17 protein-coding genes and 1 pseudogene are annotated in these 19177 nt (G+C 64.2%); 13 read left to right on the top strand and 5 right to left on the bottom strand.

Translation table 11 applies throughout. From position 1 onward, the window contains the following. Nucleotides 1–45 precede the first annotated feature (45 nt). The 8 genes from ASR47_RS24000 (at nucleotide 46) to ASR47_RS23965 (ending at nucleotide 8127) form a co-directional block, all read left to right on the top strand. The gene (locus ASR47_RS24000; RefSeq protein WP_150127949.1) at nucleotides 46–654 is read left to right on the top strand and encodes a hypothetical protein; all 609 of its coding nucleotides are present in this window, start codon (nucleotides 46–48) and stop codon (nucleotides 652–654) included. Between the two features lie 386 nt (nucleotides 655–1040). After that, nucleotides 1041–2069, top strand: a complete 1029-nt coding sequence (locus ASR47_RS23995) for a LacI family DNA-binding transcriptional regulator (protein WP_065310337.1) — start codon at nucleotides 1041–1043, stop codon at nucleotides 2067–2069. Then, entirely contained in the window at nucleotides 2069–3556 is a 1488-nt protein-coding gene (locus ASR47_RS23990; RefSeq protein WP_065310282.1) for a sugar ABC transporter ATP-binding protein, read from the top strand. The genes ASR47_RS23995 and ASR47_RS23990 overlap by 1 nt, the downstream gene beginning before the upstream one ends. After that, on the top strand, nucleotides 3537–4544 hold the full coding sequence (locus ASR47_RS23985; RefSeq protein WP_065310281.1) for an ABC transporter permease: 1008 nt from the start codon (nucleotides 3537–3539) through the stop codon (nucleotides 4542–4544). Before ASR47_RS23990 ends, ASR47_RS23985 begins: the two co-directional genes overlap by 20 nt. A gap of 62 nt (nucleotides 4545–4606) precedes the next feature. Continuing rightward, nucleotides 4607–5572 (top strand): substrate-binding domain-containing protein, encoded by a 966-nt coding sequence (locus ASR47_RS23980; RefSeq protein ID WP_065310280.1) that lies wholly within the window; start codon nucleotides 4607–4609, stop codon nucleotides 5570–5572. A 43-nt stretch (nucleotides 5573–5615) separates the two neighbouring features. Further along, nucleotides 5616–6677, top strand: a complete 1062-nt coding sequence (locus tag ASR47_RS23975; protein ID WP_065310279.1) for a sugar phosphate isomerase/epimerase family protein — start codon at nucleotides 5616–5618, stop codon at nucleotides 6675–6677. A 1-nt stretch (nucleotide 6678) separates the two neighbouring features. Next, on the top strand, nucleotides 6679–7836 hold the full coding sequence (locus ASR47_RS23970) for a Gfo/Idh/MocA family protein (RefSeq protein WP_065310278.1): 1158 nt from the start codon (nucleotides 6679–6681) through the stop codon (nucleotides 7834–7836). A 9-nt stretch (nucleotides 7837–7845) separates the two neighbouring features. After that, nucleotides 7846–8127 (top strand): 2Fe-2S iron-sulfur cluster-binding protein, encoded by a 282-nt coding sequence (locus tag ASR47_RS23965; RefSeq protein WP_065310277.1) that lies wholly within the window; start codon nucleotides 7846–7848, stop codon nucleotides 8125–8127. On the opposite strand, the gene ASR47_RS23960 is transcribed toward ASR47_RS23965, so the two are convergent. Next, a complete protein-coding gene (locus tag ASR47_RS23960) occupies nucleotides 8124–8432 on the bottom strand; it encodes a hypothetical protein (RefSeq protein ID WP_065310276.1) in 309 nt (102 codons plus the stop codon). The two genes, ASR47_RS23965 and ASR47_RS23960, sit on opposite strands and share 4 nt — an antisense overlap. Before the next feature lie 100 nt (nucleotides 8433–8532). Here ASR47_RS23960 and ASR47_RS23955 point away from each other — a divergent pair. Both ASR47_RS23955 and ASR47_RS23950 read left to right on the top strand, forming a co-directional pair. Beyond that, a pseudogene (locus ASR47_RS23955) lies at nucleotides 8533–8802 on the top strand (ubiquitin family protein). Between the two features lies 1 nt (nucleotide 8803). After that, nucleotides 8804–9901: a WD40/YVTN/BNR-like repeat-containing protein gene (locus ASR47_RS23950; RefSeq protein ID WP_065310275.1), complete on the top strand. Its 1098-nt coding sequence runs from the start codon at nucleotides 8804–8806 to the stop codon at nucleotides 9899–9901. Here ASR47_RS23950 and ASR47_RS23945 read toward each other — a convergent pair. Next, on the bottom strand, nucleotides 9874–10497 hold the full coding sequence (locus ASR47_RS23945; RefSeq protein WP_065310274.1) for a TetR/AcrR family transcriptional regulator: 624 nt from the start codon (nucleotides 10495–10497) through the stop codon (nucleotides 9874–9876). The genes ASR47_RS23950 and ASR47_RS23945 overlap by 28 nt on opposite strands. A 150-nt stretch (nucleotides 10498–10647) precedes the next feature. On the opposite strand from ASR47_RS23945, the gene ASR47_RS23940 reads away from it, so the two are divergent. Continuing rightward, a complete protein-coding gene (locus ASR47_RS23940; protein WP_082989130.1) occupies nucleotides 10648–11712 on the top strand; it encodes an MBL fold metallo-hydrolase in 1065 nt (354 codons plus the stop codon). 100 nt (nucleotides 11713–11812) lie between these two features. Here ASR47_RS23940 and ASR47_RS28255 read toward each other — a convergent pair whose 3' ends face one another. Beyond that, nucleotides 11813–11947, bottom strand: a complete 135-nt coding sequence (locus tag ASR47_RS28255) for a hypothetical protein (protein WP_281218463.1) — start codon at nucleotides 11945–11947, stop codon at nucleotides 11813–11815. A 79-nt stretch (nucleotides 11948–12026) separates the two neighbouring features. Here ASR47_RS28255 and ASR47_RS23935 point away from each other — a divergent pair, with 79 nt between their 5' ends. Then, nucleotides 12027–13037 carry a substrate-binding domain-containing protein gene (locus tag ASR47_RS23935; protein ID WP_065310273.1) on the top strand — a complete coding sequence of 337 codons (1011 nt, stop codon included), beginning with the start codon at nucleotides 12027–12029 and terminating at the stop codon, nucleotides 13035–13037. A 54-nt stretch (nucleotides 13038–13091) separates the two neighbouring features. Here the strand turns inward: ASR47_RS23935 and ASR47_RS23930 are convergent, their stop codons facing one another. Together ASR47_RS23930 and ASR47_RS23925 are read right to left on the bottom strand one after the other, a co-directional pair. Further along, nucleotides 13092–16679 (bottom strand): indolepyruvate ferredoxin oxidoreductase family protein, encoded by a 3588-nt coding sequence (locus ASR47_RS23930; protein ID WP_082989129.1) that lies wholly within the window; start codon nucleotides 16677–16679, stop codon nucleotides 13092–13094. A gap of 163 nt (nucleotides 16680–16842) precedes the next feature. Next, nucleotides 16843–17781, bottom strand: coding sequence for a LysR substrate-binding domain-containing protein (locus ASR47_RS23925; RefSeq protein ID WP_065310271.1), 939 nt, complete (start codon nucleotides 17779–17781; stop codon nucleotides 16843–16845). Nucleotides 17782–17932: 151 nt separating this feature from the next. Here ASR47_RS23925 and ASR47_RS23920 point away from each other — a divergent pair, with 151 nt between their 5' ends. After that, nucleotides 17933–19159, top strand: a complete 1227-nt coding sequence (locus ASR47_RS23920) for an HD-GYP domain-containing protein (protein WP_065310270.1) — start codon at nucleotides 17933–17935, stop codon at nucleotides 19157–19159. Nucleotides 19160–19177: the final 18 nt, after the last annotated feature.

Genomic DNA, 19177 nt, shown 5'->3' with positions numbered 1-19177 from the left:
GTCGTGATGTTCATGGCATCATGACGGGATTGCGGCGCCCCTGCCGTGCCTCCTTTGCCCGCCACCTTCGCCATGACCATCGCAGCTCCAGCCAACTGCGCCGCGCTTGCCGGCAGCGCCATCGGCGCCATGTTCTTTTCCCTGTTCGGCGGCGCCTGGGTGGCCGCCTGGTGCGTGCAGCGCTATGGCGCACAGCCGCTGCGGCTGCTGCCGATCGCCGCCATCGCCGCCTTTTTGTGCATGCTGGCCTGGCGCCAGTTTCGCCGCCATCGCGCGGCCCATGCGGCGCAGGCGGGCACGCGCGAGGACAAGCGCAACAGCCGCTGGTTCAACCTGATCAATGCAGGCCAGTGGGTCGGCATTTTTATCGCTGGCAATGTGCTGAAGAACCTCGGCCTGCAGGCGTGGTTTATTCCGGCCATTATCCTCATTGTCGGCCTGCATTTCTTTCCGCTGGCCTGGGTGTTCAAGGCACGCCGCCATGTGGCGATCGGCATGGCGCTGACGGTGTGGGCCATCGGCTACCCGCTCAGCGTGCCGTTGGGACCGCTCGACCCCGTCGGTTGCCTCGGCGCTGGCCTGATCCTGTGGGTGGCGGCGCTGTCGGCCGTGCGCAGCGGTTTTGCCGTGCAGCAGAGCCCTTTGCAGTCCTAGCAAACGGGGCCTGTCACGGTAATGCCGTTCAGTTAAGCTGTCTGATGCATTGAATGCGTAAGGCCTGAAAACGTAGAAACGGCGGGCCGGAGACGCGAGTCCGAGAAAATGCCGATGGCGGCGTTGCAGCTCCTGGCCGACCATGCGTACTGTCTTCGTCGCTGCGCCTTGCCCTCGACATTTTTCGGACCCGCTTGGCCCGGTGGGCCTGTGCTGGAGACCGAGGCCTCAATCCGTTTTGCGAGTTTCCTGACAGCGTAGGCGAGCTAACTGAACGGCATTCGGCCTGTCACGGCCCTTTCTGCGGCGCCGCAACATCGAAATTGTTTGCATCCTGACCTTTGCTGGCATATAAATGTAATCGATTACATTTTTTGAAGAACGCCATGCCGCCAGTTGTTCCCGCCATCGTGCCTGCCGAATCCGCCGTGTCGATCAGCGCCGTCGCCGCCCATGCGGGGGTGTCGGTGGCCACCGTCTCGCGCGTGATGAACGAGCAAAGCGGGGTGCGCGCGCCGACCCGCGACAAGGTGCTCGCCTCCGTCGCCGCCCTGGGCTACCGCATGAACCACCTGGCGCGCAGCCTGCGCACGGCCGAAAGCCGCATGCTCTTGACCATGGTGCCCGACGTTGGCAACCCCTTCTATGCGCAGATCGTGCGCGGCATCGATACGGTGGCGCGCGAGCATGGCTATTTCGTGCTGCTGTGCGACACGGGCGCCGACGAAGGGCGCGAGCGTTCGTATTTCGACTTGCTGCGCATGCACCGCGCCGACGGCGCCATCTGCCTCGATCCCGACACCGTCCAGCATGCGCTGTCGCATGAATCGATCAGCCTGCCATGGGTGGCCTGCTGCGAATTCGATCCCGGCGTGGCCGTGCCCTATGTCGGCATCGACAACCACCGCGCCGCCTCCGACGCCGTGGCGCACCTGCTGGCGCAGGGGCACCGGCGTATCGCCCTGATCAATTCCGACGAGCGCTATCTGTATGCGCGGCAGCGCCGGCAGGGCTACCTGGACACCCTGGCCGCCGCCGGGGTGCAGGTGCGGCCGCAATGGATGGTCACCGTGCAAAGCCTGGACTACGAAGCCGGCACGCAGGCGGCGCTGGAGCTGATGGCGCAGGCCGATGCGCCAACGGCCATCTTCGCCGTCTCCGATACGCTGGCCATTGGCGTCTTGAGCGCGCTGCGCCAGCTGCAAAAACGGGTGCCGCAGGACGTGGCCGTGATCGGCTTTGACGATATCGCGATTGCCGCGCAGATCGACCCGGGTCTCACCACCATCGCGCAGCCGATGCGCGAACTGGGCGAGACGGCCGCGCGCCTGCTGCTGCAGCGCCTGGCGGATCCGGCAGCGCAAGTGCCGGGCGTGTTGCTGCAACATCAACTGGTATTACGGGGGAGTGCATAGTGAGCGTTGCCGTCCGATTTGAAGCGATCTGCAAGGACTACGGTCCGGTACGGGTCTTGCATGGCGTCAGTTTCGACTTGTCGCCGGGGAGGGTGTATGGTTTGCTGGGCGAAAACGGCGCCGGCAAGTCGACCCTGATGAAAATCCTGGCCGGCTACGAAGCCATCAGCGAAGGCCGCCTGCTGATCGATGGCCAGCCGCAGCGTTTCACCAGTTCGCGCGCGGCGGAGGCCGCCGGCATCGTGCTGATCCACCAGGAATTCAACCTGGCCGAACACCTGACCGTGGCGCAGAACATGTTCCTGGGCCACGAGAAAACCCGTGGCTGGCTGCTCGACGAAAAAGCCATGAACGCGGAAGCGGCGCGCTACCTGAAACAGGTGGGGCTGGACGTGCCGCCGGCCACCAGGGTCCGCGACCTGATCGTGGCCGAGAAACAACTGGTGGAAATCGCCAAGGCACTGTCGCGCCGCGCCCGCTTCCTGATCATGGACGAGCCGACCGCCACCCTGACCTCGTCGGAAACCCGGCGACTGTTCGCCGTGATGGCGCAGCTGAAAGCCGACGGCGTCACCATCCTGTATATCTCGCACAAGCTCGATGAAGTCGAGCGCAATACGGACGAAGTCATTGTCATGCGCGACGGCCTGTTCGTCACGCGCGAACTGACGGCCAGCCTGACGCGCCAGCAGATGGCCAACCTGATGGTGGGGCGCGAATTGTCGGACATGTTCCCGGCCAAGGTGCCGCTGGCGCCCGACGCCCCGGTACTGCTGAAAGTGGAAGGCTTGAGCGTGGCCGGCTGGTCGACCGACCTGTCGTTCGAGGTGCGCGCCGGCGAAGTGCTGGGCTTTGCCGGCCTGGTCGGCGCCGGGCGCACGGAGTCGTTCGAAGCCTTGCTGGGACTGCGCGCACGCAGCGCCGGCAGCCTCCACCTGAACGGCAAGCGGGTCGATATCCGCACGCCGCGCGAGGCGATGATCAACGGCATGACTTACCTCAGCGAAGACCGCAAGGGCAAGGGCCTGCATGTGAACCTGGGCCTGCGCGAAAACCTGACCATGATGACGATGGAGCGCTATGCGCGGCCCTGGCTCGATGTGAAACAGGAAAAGGCGGCGCTGGCGAGCGCCGTGGAAGACTTCAATATCCGCACCGGCGACCTGGACAGCCGCGCGCGCATGCTGTCGGGCGGCAACCAGCAAAAGCTGGCGTTGGCCAAATACCTGCATTCCGATCCGCGCGTGATCGTGCTCGACGAACCGAGCCGTGGCGTCGACGTGGGCGCCAAGCGCGACATTTACTTTCTGATCCATCGCCTGGCCGCCGAAGGGCGCGCCGTGATCGTGATCTCGTCCGAATTGATCGAACTGATCGGCTTGTGCCACCGCGTGGCGGTGATGCGTGCCGGTACTTTGCAAACCACGCTCGGCGCCGAGCACCTGACCGAAGAGGAGTTGATTGCTCATGCAACCGGCACGCACTGACACCACCAGCAGTTCATTGACGCAACTGGGCGCGCGCATCAAGGGCTACGGCCCCGTGCTGGGCCTGATCGCCCTGTGCATCGCGGGCACCTTGCTCAATGGCGACTTTGCCACCTTGGATAACCTGATGAACGTGCTTACGCGCACGGCGTTTATCGGCATTATCGCCGTCGGCATGACTTTCGTGATTATCTCCGGCGGCATCGATCTGTCGGTCGGCTCGATGGCGGCCCTGATCGCCGGCTGCATGATTTATTTCATGAACCAGTTGGCCATGGGCGTGGGCGGCGACCTGGCGCCGCTCACCATGCTGGTGCTCGGCATCGCCATGGCGCTGATCCTCGGCGCCGGTTTTGGCCTGATGCATGGCTTGTTGATCAGCAAGGGCAATATCGAACCATTCATCGTGACCCTGGGCACGCTCGGCATCTTCCGTGCTGTATTGACTTACCTGGCCGACGGCGGCGCGCTGACGCTCGATTCCACCCTGGCCGACCTGTACAGCCCGGTGTATTACACCAGTGTGCTGGGCGCGCCGATACCGATCTGGATCTTCCTGATCGTGGCGGCGGCCGGCGCCATTATCCTCAACCGCACCACCTTTGGCCGCCATGTGCAGGCGATCGGTTCGAACGAACAGGTGGCGCGCTATGCGGCCATCCATGTCGACCGCGTGAAAATCGCCACCTACATGTTGCTGGGCGTGTGCGTCGGCATCGCCACCGTGCTGTATGTGCCGCGCCTGGGTTCGGCCACGCCGACCACTGGCCTCTTGTGGGAGCTCGAAGCGATCGCCGCCGTCGTGGTCGGCGGCACGGCCCTGAAGGGTGGCGAGGGCCGCATCGTCGGCACCGTGATCGGCGCCATCTTGTTGTCGGTGATCAGCAATATCCTGAATTTGACCAGCATTATCAGTGTCTACCTGAATGCCGCAGTGCAAGGCGTGGTGATTATCGCCGTCGCCTTCCTGCAGCGAGGCCGCAAATAAAAACACCGCGGCGTTCTGAAAGGGCGGCCCGCAGGCCGTCCATAACCTTGGAGGAGAGCAGCATGAAAAGCTTTATTCGTGTAGCAGGGATGGCGGTACTGGTGATGCAGGCATGGGCCGTGCCGATGGCCGTGCAGGCCGCCGACAAGCTGGTGGTGGGCGTGGCGATTCCGACCGCCACCCACAGCTTTACGTCGGGCATCGTGTGGTGGGCCAACCAGGCCAAGATGGAATTGGAAAAAGCCCATCCCGGCGTCAAAATCATCGTCAAGACGGCCGCCACCGCACCGGAGCAGGCAAACCAGTTGCAGGACATGTTGACGGTCAACAAGATCAACACCCTGGTGATCTTCCCGATCGAATCGGCGTCGCTGACGCAGCCGGTGGCGCAGGTGAAAAACAAGGGCGTCTACGTGACCGTGGTCGACCGTGGCCTGACCAATACCGAGGCGCAGGACGCGTACATCGCCGGCGACAATACGGCGTTCGGCAAGCTGCCGGCCGAATACCTGGCGAAAAGCCTGAACGGCAAGGGCAATATCGTGGTGCTGCGCGGCATGCCGACCACGCTCGACAACGAGCGCTTCGACGCCTTCAACGCGGTCATGAAGGGCCACCCCGAGATCAAGATTCTCGACGCCAAATATGGCAACTGGAACCGCGACGACGCCTTCAAGGTCATGCAGGATTACCTGACCCGCTTCAAGCAGATCGACGCCGTCTGGGCGGCCGACGATGACATGGCCATCGGCGTGCAGAAAGCCATCGCCCAGGCCAGGCGCACCGACATCAAGCAGGTGTTCGGCGGCGCCGGCGCCAAGGGGGCGGTGAAGAAGATCATGGACGGCTCCGACCCGCAAATCGTCGCCAATGTATCGTACTCGCCGAAGTTCATGTACGACGCCATCAAGCTGACCACGGAAGCGCGGTTGAAAGGCGAAAAACTGCCGGCCAACACGATCATCCCGTCGGTCTTGATTACGCGCGACAATGCCAAGCAGTTTTACTTTCCAAAGTCGCCGTTTTAATTTTTACGCCCCGGAAGTCGCATTCCGGGGCTAAAGGATACCCATGAAAACCATCCACGGCCCGGCCATTTTCCTGGCCCAGTTTCTCGGCGACGAGCCGCCGTTCGATACGCTCGAACACCTGGCGCAGTGGGCGGCCGGCCTTGGCTACAAGGGCTTGCAGCTGCCGACGGCGCCGCGTCTGTTCGACCTGGAGCAGGCGGCCGCCAGCGACCAGTATTGCGACGACGTCATCGCGCTGCTGGCGCGTTACGGCTTGCAGGTAACGGAACTGTCGACCCATCTGCAGGGCCAGCTGATCGCCGTCCATCCTGCCTACGACGCGCTGTTCGATGGCTTTGCGCCCGAACATGTGAAGGGCGACCCGGCCGCGCGCACGGCCTGGGCCACGCAGCAGCTGCTGTGGGCCGCCACCGCCTCGCAGCGCCTGGGCCTGAAGGCCCATGTGACGTTTTCCGGCGCGCTGGCCTGGCCCTATCTGTACCCGTGGCCGCAGCGCCCCGCCGGCCTGGTGGAAACGGCGTTTGCCGAGCTGGCCAGGCGCTGGCTGCCCATCCTCGATGCGTTCGACGCGGCCGGCGTGGACGTTTGCTATGAACTGCATCCGGGCGAAGACCTGCACGACGGCGTGACGTTCGAGCGCTTTCTCGATGCCGTGAACCAGCATCCGCGCGCGGCTATCCTGTACGACCCCAGCCACTTCGTGCTGCAGCAGCTCGATTACCTGGCCTTTATCGATATCTATCACGAGCGCATCAAGGCGTTTCATGTAAAAGATGCCGAGTTCCGTCCCAACGGACGCCAGGGCGTGTATGGCGGCTACAGCGACTGGCAGGACCGGGCCGGGCGCTTCCGCTCGCTGGGCGACGGCCAGATCGATTTCAAGGCGATTTTTTCGAAGATGGCGCAGTACGATTTTCCGGGCTGGGCCGTGCTGGAATGGGAGTGCTGTCTGAAGCACCCGGAAGACGGCGCGGCCGAAGGCGCACGGTTTATCCGCGAGCACATCATCCGCGTGGCGGAGCACGCGTTCGATGACTTTGCCGGCAGCGCCGTCAACCCGCGACAGATCAAGCAGTTGCTGGGACTGAAGCAAGGAGACTGAGATGCAGCGCAGAATACGGCTGGGCATGGTAGGGGGCGGGCAGGGCGCGTTTATTGGCGCCGTGCACCGCATCGCGGCGCGCATCGACGACCAGTATGAACTGGTGGCGGGCGCCCTGTCGTCCGACGCCGCGCGCGCCCTGGACAGCGGCCAGGCGCTGCATCTGGCGCCCGAGCGCTGCTATAGCGACTACCGCGCGATGGCACAGGCGGAGGCCGCGCGCGCCGACGGCATCGAGGCGGTGGCCATCGTCACGCCCAACCATCTGCATGCGCCGGTGGCCACCGCCTTCCTGGAAGCGGGCATCCACGTGATCTGCGACAAGCCGCTGGCCATTTCGCTGGACGAAGGCAAGGCGCTGGCGGCGCTGGCGCAGCGGAAAAACCTGCTGTTTGCCCTGACCCATACCTACAGCGGCTATCCGCTGCTGCGCCACGCGAAAGCCATGGTCGAGGCCGGTGAAATCGGCGAGCTGCGCCTGGTGCAGGTGGAATATTCGCAGGACTGGCTGGCCGGGGCGATTGCCGCCGGCGGCATGGCAGAGGGCAACTGGCATAACGACCCGGCCAAAGCCGGTCCGGGCGGCACCCTGCTCGACGTCGGCGTGCATGCCTATCACCTGGCGCAGTTTGTCAGCGGACAAACGCCCGAGCAGCTGCTGGCCGAACTGTCGACCTTTGTGCCGAACCGCACCTTGGACGACCATGTGCAGGTGATGCTGCGCTACGCCAATGGCGCCAAAGGAACCTTGTGGGCCAGCCAGGTGGCGACCGGCTGCGAAAACACGGTGCGCTTGCGCCTGTTCGGCAGCAAGGCCCAGCTCGATTTCGACCAGGAACAGCCCAATGCGCTGTGGTTTACGCCGCAGGGCGGCAACCGCCAGCTGCTGCGCCCCGGCCGGGTCGACAGCGCCGCCGCGCGGCACGCCACGCGCGTGCCGGCCGGCCATCCGGAAGGGTATCTGGAAGCGTTTGCCCAGCTGTACCTGGATGCGGCGCTCAGCATCCGCGCGCTGCAAGCGGGCGAGGCGATTCCCGACGCGGCGCGGTCGCTGCCGACCGTGACCGATGGCGTGGCCGGGCTGGCGTTTGCCGAGGCCGTGCTGCGCAGCCACGCGGCGGGCGCGCAGTGGACCACCCTGGACGTCCGAGGCTGCTAGACTGGGCACATGCCTACTGTCACCATCCTGCCGCAGGGCTGGCAATTTTCCGCCAGCCCTGACACCACCTTGCTGGCCGCCGCCGAACTGGCCGGCATCCGCCTGCTCAGTTCCTGCCGCAACGGCACTTGCCGTACCTGCCTCTGTCATATGCCCCAGGGCAAGGTGCGCTATACGGTGGACTGGCCCGGCGTCAGCCTCGACGAGCGACTGGACGGCTATATCCTGCCGTGCGTGGCGGTGGCGGAAACGGACCTTGCCCTGCAGGCGCGGGCGGTGCGGACAGCTTAGGCCTGGCCACCCTTGAGTCGCTGCAGCAGCGCCTCCACGCTGTCGCCCACCGGCAGGCCGTGGCGGCGCAGCAGCTGCACATGCAGCACCAGGTTTTCCAGCACCAGCTTGGCCGCCACGGCCAGCAGCGCCAGGTTGCGGTCTTCCGGCGTGAAGCTTTCCATGGCGTCGGCCATCTCGCACAGGTGGTTGGCGATCAGGCCGCGCAACTCCTGCTCGTTGAAGGGCAGGTCGGCAAAGTCGATCGGGTCGGCCACTTCCACTTCCTGCATCAGCAGCGCTAATTGTTCCGGGGTAATTGTCATGCCTGCCTCCTGATGTGCTTGCGGGTATTTTAGGCCATGGCCATTGTATCGGCCGCAAAGCGCACTAGAATGGATGCAGGTCATCTTCGGCGGACACGGCATGGCGCAACTGCATTTCACGCGGCAACTGGCGCGCTTCCTGGCGGCGCCGTCGATGACGGTGGACGCCGCCGACTTGCGCAGTGCGCTGGAAGCCGCCTTTGCGCAGCAGCCACAGCTGCGCGGCTATGTGCTCGACTAGCAGGGCCGGCTGCGCCAGCATGTGGCGGTGTTTATCGACGGCCTGCGCTGCCGCGACCGGCTGCTGCTCGGCGACGCCTTGCGCCCGGACAGCGAAGTCCATGTATTGCAGGCACTCTCGGGAGGTTGACATGGGGCAGCGCGCTTATCTGGGCACCCGCAAGGGACTGTTCCAGTGCGATCTTGACGAGCACGGTGGCAATACCCTGGCGCTGGTGCGGTTTGCCGGCGACCCCGTCTCGATGCTGCTGCACGACAGCCGCGACGGCGCCCTGTATGCGGCCCTGCACCTGGGGCATTTCGGCGCCAAATTGCACCGGCGCGAGGTCGATGGCGAGCTCTGGCAGGAGATCGCCATGCCGGCCTTTCCCGCCAGGCCGCCGGACAGCAGCGATACGTTCGACTGGACCGTGCAGCAGATCTGGTCGCTGGCCGCCGGCGGCGCGGACCAGCCCGGCATGCTGTGGGCCGGCACCTTGCCCGGCGGCCTGTTCCGTTCGAATGACCGTGGCGACAGCTGGCAACTGGTCGAGTCCTTGTGGAACGTGCCGCAGCGGGCGCAGTGGTTTGGCGGCGGCTACGATGTGCCCGGCATTCACAGTATCTGCGTCGATCCGCGCGACAGCGACAAGGTGCTGGTCGGTGTATCGTGCGGCGGCGTGTGGCAAACCGCCGACGGCGGCGCCAGCTGGGTATTGAGTTCAACCGGCATGCGCGCCGACTATATGCCGCCCGAGCTCGATGAAAACGAAGCGGTGCAGGACCCGCACCGCATCGTGCGCAGCCAGGCCATGCCCGATATGTTGTGGTGCCAGCATCACAACGGCATCTGGCGCTCGCAAGATGGCGGCCACCACTGGCAGGAAATTGGCGGCGCGCCGCTGTCGCATTTTGGTTTTGCCGTCGCCGTGCACCCGCGCGATGGTGGCACGGCCTGGTTCGTGCCGGCGCAGGCCGATGTGCTGCGCATCGCGCACGACGGCGCGCTGGCCGTCACCCGCACGCGTGACGGCGGACAAACGTTCGAGGTGTTGCGCAATGGCTTGCCGCAGCGGCATTGCTACGACCTGGTGTACCGCCATGGGCTGGCGCTGGCTGACGACGGGCGCAGCCTGCTGATGGCGTCGACCACCGGTGGCGCCTGGTACTCGATCGATGGCGGCGAGCAATGGCAGACCTTGTCCGCCCACTTGCCGCCGGTTTATGCCGTGTGTTTTGCCACGCTGTAGTAGCACAGGAAAATATCGACGGCCAGTTGCGTCACTTCGCGCCGGCGCGCCGGGCTCAATAGCGGTTCACCAAGCGTGATCTGTGGCCAGAAGGCAAAAGTTTTTAGTGGCGACATCAGCAGGTGCGCCACATCCAGCGTTTCGCCGGCCTTGATGCGGCCGTCCTGCTGGGCCGCGCGGATCCAGATATTGAGGCCGGTTTCCTTTTCGTTCAGGCGCGCCACCATGGCCTGGGCGCGCTCGGGCGAATGGATGGTTTCGCCAAACACCACGCGCGCCAGGTCGATAAAAGCTGGGTCGCACAGCAACATCATTTTCTGCTCGACCAGGGCCAGCACTTGCGGACGCAGCGGCTGCCCGGCCACATAGGGCACGGCCGGCTGGGCCACGCTGCTTTCCCACATGCGCTGCAGGATTTCCGCAAACAGTTCGTCCTTGCTGGGGAAATGGTTGTACACGGTGCGCTTGGATACGGCGGCCGTGGCGGCAATCTTGTCCATGCTGGTCGCATCGAAACCGTGCTCGCGAAACTCGGCGATGGCGGCATCGACGATGGCGACGCGCTTGCGGTCGGTCAGGCGTTGCGGTGAGGCCATGACATCAAATCTCCTTTGAAAACAATATTTTACACCTCCTGGTTTACTTTGCTTGCAATCAGAACTACACTGTGTAGTGTAAATTTTCCTTGTGTTTTATTCGATCGGCCGCACATGTCCTTGCATCACCTTATCTTTCTGGGAGTCTTGATGAGCATCAGTTCCTGCACCCTGCGCGCGCAGCCTGCCAACACCGCCGCACCTGCTGCGGCGACCGTTTTGCAACGGGTCGACGGCAAGTTCCGCAATCCGGTCGCCATGCACAAGCTGGGCGGCGTTGAGACCATGAAGCTGATGTGGGCCTTTGCCGTCGGTAAGCCGCCGGGCACGGTGCCGACCAAAGCGGTGCCGGTGCAAGCCCTGAGCCAGGCACAACTGCTGGCCGCACCGGACAATACCCTGTTTCGCCTCGGCCACTCGACCTTGCTGCTGAAACTGAACGGGCATTTTTTCCTGACCGATCCGGTGTTTTCCGAGCGGGCCTCGCCGGTGCAATGGGCCGGGCCGAAGCGCTTTCACCAGCCGCCGATCAGCATTGAAGAATTGCCGCCGATCAAGGCCGTGATCCTGTCGCACGATCATTACGATCACCTCGACCATGCGGCCGTGCTGGCGCTGGCGGCCAAGACCGAGCATTTCGTCACGCCCCTGGGCGTCGGTGACACCCTGGTGGCGTGGGGCATCCCCAAGGCCAAGGTGCGGCAGTTCGACTGGTGGCAGGGCGTGACGTTCGAGGGCGTGCGCCTGGTGGCGACGCCGTCGCAGCATTTCTCGGGGCGCGGCCTGTTCGATGGCAACAAGACCCTGTGGGCCTCGTGGGTGATCGAGGCGCCGGAACTGCGCGTGTTTTTCAGCGGCGACACTGGCTATTTCGACGGCTTCAAGCAGATCGGCGAGCAATACGGGCCGTTCGACGTGACCATGATCGAGACCGGCGCCTATGACAAGCTGTGGCCGGACGTGCACATGCAGCCCGAACAGACCTTGCAGGCGCACCTGGATTTGAAGGGAAAATGGCTGATGCCGGTGCACAACGGCACCTTTGACCTGGGGCTGCACGCCTGGCATGAGCCGTTCGACCGCATCGCGGCGCTGGCCGCCAAACGTGGCGTCAAGCTGGCCACGCCGCAGATGGGCGAGGCCGTCGACTTGCGCCAGCCCAAGACGGGCGAAAAATGGTGGCTGACGGTGGTGGCGCAGGAAATGGCCGAGTAATCAGCCCAGGACCTCCCGCCGTGGTGTTGATCAGGCGGCGCCAGGCTGTTCGCCAGCTGCTTACTGTCGCGCTCTGATCAAGGCTTGAGGTGAGTGCCTGCTATCGATACGTATCTTGGCTGGCATGGCGATAGTGATCTGGCGCCGCCACGCAGCGCGGGCCGGCGCCCGCGTTGCGGGATATCTTTTTGATATTGATGGCGATGTTGTTCTTGTACCATTTCTGCTTGTGCATGACAGCGGCATGCAAGCTTGTCTCGGCTATAATCGATGGCTACGACAGCTAGCCCTTGCCCTGCAGACAGGTAGTCAACATGAATCTCAAGAGCCTCGCCATCGCCCTGGGCATGTCGAAAACGACAGTCAGCAGGGCCTTGAATGGCTATCCGGAAGTCAATTCCCGCACCCGTGAAATCGTCCTGGCGGCCGCCAAGAAAGTCGGCTACAAGCCCAATCCGCTGGCGCGCAGCCTGGCGGTCGGCCGCAGCAATGTGCTGGGCATGATCTTTCCGCTGCTGCCCAACGACCTGGGCGACAGCGTGTTCCTGTCGGTGGTCAACGGCATGTCCGATGCCGTGGAAGCGGCGAAAATGAGCCTGATCATCTCGCCCGTCTCGCCGCAAAACGAACTGCCCTCGTACGACACCATGATGCGCAGCCATCAGGTCGACGGCCTGGTGGTCGGGCGCACCAAGGTAAAGGACGAGCGCATCGCCTGCCTGATGCAGGCCGGCTTCCCGTTTGTCGCCCATGGCCGCACCTGCATCGACGCACCCTACGCGTATTTTGACTATGACCACGACACCGGCATCGATCTTGCCGTCTCTTTCCTGCTGGCCCATGGCCACCAGCGCATTGCCCTGCTGAGCGCCCCGCTGGACCTGCATTTCGCCTACGAGCGCAAGCAGAGCTTTTTGCGCTGCATGGCACAAGCGGGCTTGCAGGCCGACCCGCGCCATCAGCTGGACCAGGCGCTGGACCGCCGCAGCGGCTACCAGGCCATGCAGCAACTGCTGGCCTGCTCGCCACGCCCCACCGCCGTCATCGTCGACAACCATCTGTCCGGCGTCGGCGTGGTGCGCGCGCTGATGGACGCCGGCATTGGCATCGGCAAGGAGATCTCGGTGATCGTCTGGGGCAGTGTCGAAGACAGCCTGATCGGCCTCGACGTCACCACCATCGACCAGCCGGACCTGCGCCGCGCCGGCGCCAGGATGGTCGAAATGCTGCAAGCCTTGTTGGCCGGCACGCCGCCGGAAAAACTGCAGGAAATCTGGCAACCGGTGCTGCTGCCGGGAGCGACGGTGGGGCGTTGCATGGAGTAAAAAAAACGCAGCGCCGTAGCGCTGCGTTGTCACTGGCCGCGCCGCTGCGTTGGTTTATGCCGCGTGCTTGTTGCCTGTCGCCAGTACCGCCAGCAGCCGTGCCTGCTCCTGGCGATATGTCACCACCGCCTGTTCCTTCACATGGCCAAAGCCGCGGATATTGTCGGGCAGGGCCGCCAGTGCCACGCAGGTGGAATAGTTGTCCGCCGTCAGGTTGACCAGCAGATTGGCCAGCAGCTCGCGGTATTCGACGATCAGGGCGCGTTCCATCTTGCGCTCGGCCGTATAGCCGAACACATCAAAAGTGCCGCCGCGCAAGCCCCTGGCCTTGGCCAGCCATCTGAAGGCATGCCACATCCAGGAGCCGAACTCGGCTTTGACCAGGTGCCCTTTGGCGTCTTTCCTGGAAAACAGCGGTGGCGCCAGGTTGAACTTGACCGAGAAATTGCCGTCGAATTGCTGCTGCAGTTGCTCCACGAAACGGCCATCGGTGTACAGGCGCGCCACCTCATATTCATCCTTGTAGGCCAGCAGCTTGAAGTAGCTTTTGGCGACCGCCAGCGCCAGTTTCTGGCCCAGGCCCAGCACGTTTTCACGGTCGCGCACCTGGTTGACCAGGGTCAGGTAGCCTTGCGCATAGGCCGCGTCCTGGTAGGCCGTGAGAAACTCCACGCGCTGCTTGAGCACCGCGTCCGGGCTTTGCGGCATCTGCATGACGATGGCCTGCGATGGCGTGGCGATCTGCGTGACCTTGCGCACGTCGACGGCGGCGCGCCGGCCCCACAGGAAACTTTTCTTGTTCGACTCGATGCCCACGCCATTCAATTCAATCGCACGCAGCAGCGCCGCTTCGGTCAGCGGAATGCGGCCCTTCTGCCAGGCGTAGCCGAGCATGAACAGGTTGGCGGCGATCGAGTCGCCCATCAGCGCGGTGGCCAGTTTGGTCGCGTCGATAAAGTCGGCCGCATCCGCGCCGCCCACCGATTCCTCGATCAGCTGGCGCACCTGCGCCGCCGGATATTGCCAGTCGGCGTTTTGCGCGAAGGTGCCCGGCGGCTGTTCGTGCAGGTTGATCACGGCCAGGCTGCGGCCCGGGCGCATTTTCGAGATCGCGTCCTGGGCGCCGGCCGTCAGCATGTCGCAGCCCAATATCAGGTCGGCTTCGCCGGTGGCGATGCGCTGGGCGCGGATCTGCGCGGGCGTGGCGGCGATTTTTACGTGCGAGGTGACGGAGCCGTTCTTTTGCGACATGCCCGTCATGTCCAGCACCGACGCGCCCTTGCCTTCGAGGTGGGCGGCCATGCCCATCAGCGCGCCGACGGTGATCACGCCGGTGCCGCCGATGCCGTTGATCAGGATGTTGTACGGTGCGTCGCAGGCCGGCAGCACGGGTTCCGGCAGGGGGCCGAAATTGTCCTCTTTATTCGTGCCGGTTTTGGTTTTTTTCAGGCTGCCGCCCTCGACCGTGACAAAGCTGGGGCAGAAGCCCTTGGCGCACGAGTAATCCTTGTTGCACGACGATTGATCGATGGTGCGCTTGCGGCCAAACGGCGTTTCCTTCGGCAAGATGGACACACAGTTCGACTGCACGCCGCAGTCGCCGCAGCCTTCGCAGACGGCGTCGTTGATGACCATGCGCTTGGCCACGTCCGGGTATTCGCCTTTTTTGCGGCGCCGGCGTTTTTCGGCGGCGCAGGTCTGGTCGTAGATCAAGACTGACACGCCCGGGATTTCCCGCAGTTCGCGCTGCACCGCATCCATGTCCTTGCGGTCATGCAAGGTCAGGTGGGCCGGCAGATTGGAACGGTCGGCATAGCGCGACAGGTCTTCGGTCACCAGCGCGATGCGCGCCACGCCTTCGGCCGCCACCTGCTGCGCCATCATCGGCACGGTGATCAGGCCGTCCACCGGCTGGCCGCCGGTCATCGCCACCGCATCGTTGTAGAGAATCTTGTAGGTGATGTTGACCTTGGCCGCCTGCGCGGCGCGGATGGCCAGGTAGCCGGAGTGAAAGTAGGTGCCGTCGCCGAGGTTCTGGAACACATGGGGCAGGGTGGAAAACGCCGCCTGGCCGATCCATGGCGCGCCTTCGCCGCCCATGTGGGTGGTCAGCTTGTTCATCTCCGGATAGATCGAGGTGGCCATCACATGGCAGCCGATGCCGGCCAGCGCCAGGCTGCCCTCGGGCACCTTGGTCGAGGTGTTGTGCGGACAGCCGGAGCAATAGAAGGCGGGGCGGAACGGGGTGTTGACGGCCTTCTTCAGCACCGCATCCTTGGCGTCCAGAAAGCTCAGTCTGGCCTTGATCAGGTCGCAGGTGACGGGGTCGGAGATCAGCCGCGCGATGCGGCTGGCAATCACCCTGGCCACTTGCGAGACGGAAAAATCCGCCTTCGAGGTCAGCAGCCATTCGCCGCGCGGCGCCACCCATTCGCCTTTTTCGTCGAACTTGCCGATCACGCGCGGGCGCACGTCGTCGCGCCAGTTATAGAGCTGCTCTTTCAGCTGGTATTCGACGATCTGGCGCTTTTCTTCGACCACCAGGATTTCATCGAGCCCTTGCGCGAACTCGCGCACGCTGTCCGGTTCCAGCGGCCACGGCATGGCCACCTTGAACAGGCGCAGGCCGACCTCGGCCGCCATCGCTTCGTCGATGCCCAGTTCTTCCAGCGCTTCGAGCACGTCGAGATAGGACTTGCCGGAAGCAATGATGCCCAGCCGCGCGTTGGGGCTATCGATGGTGGTGTGGTTGAGTTTGTTTTCGCGTGCATAGGCCAGCGCCGCATAGATTTTATAGTCCTGCATCAGCGCTTCCTGGTTGCGCGCCTGCTGGCCCAGCGGAATATTCGACAGGCGCGCGTTCAGGCCGCCTTCGGGCATCTGGAAATCCTGTGGAATTTTCACGGTAACGCGGAACGGATCGGCATCGACCGACGCCGAGGACTCGACGGTGTCGGCCAGCGCCTTGAATGCCACGGTACAGCCGGAAAAGCGCGACATGGCCCAGCCATGGATGCCCAGGTCCAGGTATTCCTGCACATTGCACGGATACAGCAGCGGTATCATCGAGGCCGAGAACAGGTGGTCCGACTGGTGCGGCAGGGTCGAGGAATAGGCGCCATGGTCGTCGCCGGCCACCAGCAGCACGCCGCCATGCCTGGCCGTGCCCGCATGGTTCATGTGCTTGAAGACATCGCCGCAGCGGTCCACGCCAGGACCCTTGCCGTACCACATGGCGAACACGCCATCGTACTTGGCCGGGCCGATCAGGTCGACCTGCTGCGAGCCCCAGACGGCCGTGGCGGCCAGGTCTTCGTTGACGCCGGGCACGAACTGCACGTGATGCGCTTCCAGTTGCGGCTTGGCTTTCCACAGGTTTTCATCGAGGCCGCCCAGGGGCGAACCGCGGTAGCCGGAAATAAAGCCGGCCGTGTTCAGGCCTGCGGCCTGGTCGCGCAGGCGCTGCATCATCGGCAGGCGCACCAGCGCCTGGATGCCGGACAAGAAGATGGCGCCGGAGGTGGCCGTGTATTTGTCGTCGAGGCTGACGCTGGTCAAGCGGGAAGGCGCAAGCGGCGCAGATGGCGCGGCACCGGCGTTTCTGACGAACGCTGCGGCGCCGTTTTCCGTGGTCACGGACATGGCTGTCTCCAAAAGGGTGGCTCAGATGACGTGTGCAAAGCGGCGGCGCCCGGTAAGGCGCGCGCTGGGCAGACGGGATGGCCGCGTGTACGCGGCTGCCTCAGTGTAGGGCGGGGAAGAGGGCGCGGCAAATACGCCTTGGCGATGGGGCTATAAGAAAATCTTATGTGGCGTCCAATATGTGCGCGCCTTGCCAGCGGCCGCTGTCGCACAGCTGCGCCGCCACTTGCCGCACCAGTTGTTGCACGGCCGCGCCGGCATTGGTGAGCGGAATGTTTTTCGAGGCGCACAGCGCCACCGTGCGCGTCAGGACCGGGCTGTGGATGGCGTAGCTGTGCATGGCGCCGCTGTCGAGCTCGGCCAGCATGGGCGCGGCCGGCAGGATGGTCGCGCCCATGCCGGCCAGGATGGCCGACTTCAGGATGGCGATCGAGTTGATTTCGATCACGTGCGCCGCTGTCAGGCCGGCGGCGCGCGCGCGGCTGTCGATGCGCGGGCGCACGCCATGCTGCAGGCCGGGCAGGATCAGGGTGGTGGCCAAGGCTTGCTGGAACGACATGGCCGGCCCTTCGGGCGCGAACGGTGCATCGCTGCGGCAGATGAAACGCATCTCTTCTTCCACCAGCGCGCTGCTGGCAAACGGCGACAGTTGCCCGTCGTCAAACAGCACGGCCAGGTTGATGCGGCCCGATTTCAGCTGCTCGGTCAGGTTGCCGGTAATTTCTTCGGTCAGCTGCAAGGTAATTTCAGGATACTGCTCGCGCGCGGCCAGCAGCAGCGGCAGCGCCAGGGCGCCGGAAATACTGTGCGGCAGCCCGAGGGTTACATTGCCGGACGGACGCGTGGCGCTTTGCGTGACGGCCGAGCGGGCGTCGGCCACCTGTTTCAAAATGGCCTGGGCGTGTTCATAAAAGATCTTGCCGGCATCGGTGCTGAGCACGCCTTGCGCCGAGCGGTGCAGCAGTTGCACGCCCAGTTCCTCTTCCAGCTGGCGCAGCTGCTGCGTCAGGGCCGGCTGCGCCACATGCAGGGTCAGGGCCGCGCGCGACAGCGAACCGTGGTCGACGATGGCAACAAAGTAGCGAAGTTGGCGCAATTCCATGGACGGGCAATCTGGTGAGGGAAACGGATGTTTGTGGCATAAAAACCATGCGCTGGCGGGGGCGTTGCCGGGCCTTGCAATTTTGCTATACTCATTCTAGCGCGTCTGATGCGCCCCGGCGCGCACGCCGACGGCCTTGTGGGATGAAAGCATGTTCAAAAAAGTCGATGCCTCGCAATTAAAAGTGGGGATGTATGTCCATGACCTCAGCTGCGACTGGATGACGCACCCGTTTGTGCGCAACCGTTTCCTGCTGCGCAGCGAGGACGAAATCCGCAAGATCATCGCCGCCGGCATCCGCGACGTGGTGATCGACAATACCAAAGGCCTGGACGTGCAGAATGCGCCCAGCGTGGCGCAGGTAGCCGCCGCCATCGAGAGCGAGCTGGTGCAAATTGCCAGCGCGCCGCAGCCCGTCGCGCGCATTTCGCTGAGCATGGAACTGGCGCGCGCCACCCAGTTGCGCCGCCAGGCGGCCGGCATGGTGCGCGCGGTGATGGCCGACGCACGCCTGGGCAAAGCGGTGGAAATCGACCGGCTCCAGCCGATGGTGCACGATATTACCGAATCGATCCTGCGCAATCCGGGCGCGCTGGTGGGACTGCTGCGCATCAAGACCAAGGATGACTACACCTTTTTGCATTCGGTCAGCGTCTGCGCGCTGATGGTGGCGTTCTGCCGCTCGCGCGGGCTGGACGCGGCCACCACCCACCAGGCGGGCCTGGGCGGCCTGCTGCACGATACGGGCAAGGCGCTGGTGCCTGACGCCATCCTCAACAAGCCCGGGCCCTTGAGCCCGGAAGAATTCGACATCGTCAAGCGCCATCCGCGCGACGGCCACGCCATCCTGCTGCAAACCCCGGACCTGGGACCGATTCCACTCGATATCACCCTGCACCACCATGAACGGCGCGACGGCAGCGGCTATCCCGATGGCCTGGCCGGCGACGCCATCGGCGAACTGGCGCAGATGGCCGCCATCGTCGACGTGTATGACGCGCTGACGTCCGAGCGCAGCTACCACAAGGCGATTCCGGCGGCCGAGGCGCTGCGCAAGATCTATGAATGGAGCAAATTCCACTTCAATCCCGTGTTCGTGCAGGACTTCATGCGCTGCGTGGGGATCTATCCGGTAGGCACCATGGTCAGGCTCGAGTCGGGCCGCCTGGCGGTGGTGATCGAAGCACACGAAAGCAATTTGCTGGCGCCCAAGGTCAATGTGTTCTTCAGCACCAGGAGCAACGCCTATATCAAGCCGGAAACCATCGACCTGTCGCGCGGGCTCGGCTTTGGCGGCGGCGACAAGATCGTCGGCCACGAATCGGCCGCCAAGTGGCAGGTCGATCCGATGCGCTTTTTGTCGCTGGCGTACGATTAGTACGGCGAGTCCAGGCAA

This window comes from Janthinobacterium psychrotolerans, assembly GCF_001677885.1.
In the GTDB taxonomy this organism is placed as follows: Bacteria; Pseudomonadota; Gammaproteobacteria; order Burkholderiales; family Burkholderiaceae_D; genus Janthinobacterium; species Janthinobacterium psychrotolerans.
This window is presented reverse-complemented; position numbering and strand designations above follow the sequence as displayed.

Coding starts and splice junctions, on each gene's coding strand:
- ASR47_RS23995 (WP_065310337.1), top strand. CDS start 1,041: ATGCCGCCAGTTGTTCCCGCCATCGTGCCTGCCGAATCCGCCGTGTCG.
- ASR47_RS23985 (WP_065310281.1), top strand. CDS start 3,537: ATGCAACCGGCACGCACTGACACCACCAGCAGTTCATTGACGCAACTG.
- ASR47_RS23980 (WP_065310280.1), top strand. CDS start 4,607: ATGAAAAGCTTTATTCGTGTAGCAGGGATGGCGGTACTGGTGATGCAG.
- ASR47_RS23975 (WP_065310279.1), top strand. CDS start 5,616: ATGAAAACCATCCACGGCCCGGCCATTTTCCTGGCCCAGTTTCTCGGC.
- ASR47_RS23970 (WP_065310278.1), top strand. CDS start 6,679: ATGCAGCGCAGAATACGGCTGGGCATGGTAGGGGGCGGGCAGGGCGCG.
- ASR47_RS23965 (WP_065310277.1), top strand. CDS start 7,846: ATGCCTACTGTCACCATCCTGCCGCAGGGCTGGCAATTTTCCGCCAGC.
- ASR47_RS23960 (WP_065310276.1), bottom strand. CDS start 8,432: ATGACAATTACCCCGGAACAATTAGCGCTGCTGATGCAGGAAGTGGAA.
- ASR47_RS23950 (WP_065310275.1), top strand. CDS start 8,804: ATGGGGCAGCGCGCTTATCTGGGCACCCGCAAGGGACTGTTCCAGTGC.
- ASR47_RS23945 (WP_065310274.1), bottom strand. CDS start 10,497: ATGGCCTCACCGCAACGCCTGACCGACCGCAAGCGCGTCGCCATCGTC.
- ASR47_RS23940 (WP_082989130.1), top strand. CDS start 10,648: ATGAGCATCAGTTCCTGCACCCTGCGCGCGCAGCCTGCCAACACCGCC.
- ASR47_RS28255 (WP_281218463.1), bottom strand. CDS start 11,947: ATGCACAAGCAGAAATGGTACAAGAACAACATCGCCATCAATATCAAA.
- ASR47_RS23935 (WP_065310273.1), top strand. CDS start 12,027: ATGAATCTCAAGAGCCTCGCCATCGCCCTGGGCATGTCGAAAACGACA.
- ASR47_RS23930 (WP_082989129.1), bottom strand. CDS start 16,679: ATGTCCGTGACCACGGAAAACGGCGCCGCAGCGTTCGTCAGAAACGCC.
- ASR47_RS23925 (WP_065310271.1), bottom strand. CDS start 17,781: ATGGAATTGCGCCAACTTCGCTACTTTGTTGCCATCGTCGACCACGGT.
- ASR47_RS23920 (WP_065310270.1), top strand. CDS start 17,933: ATGTTCAAAAAAGTCGATGCCTCGCAATTAAAAGTGGGGATGTATGTC.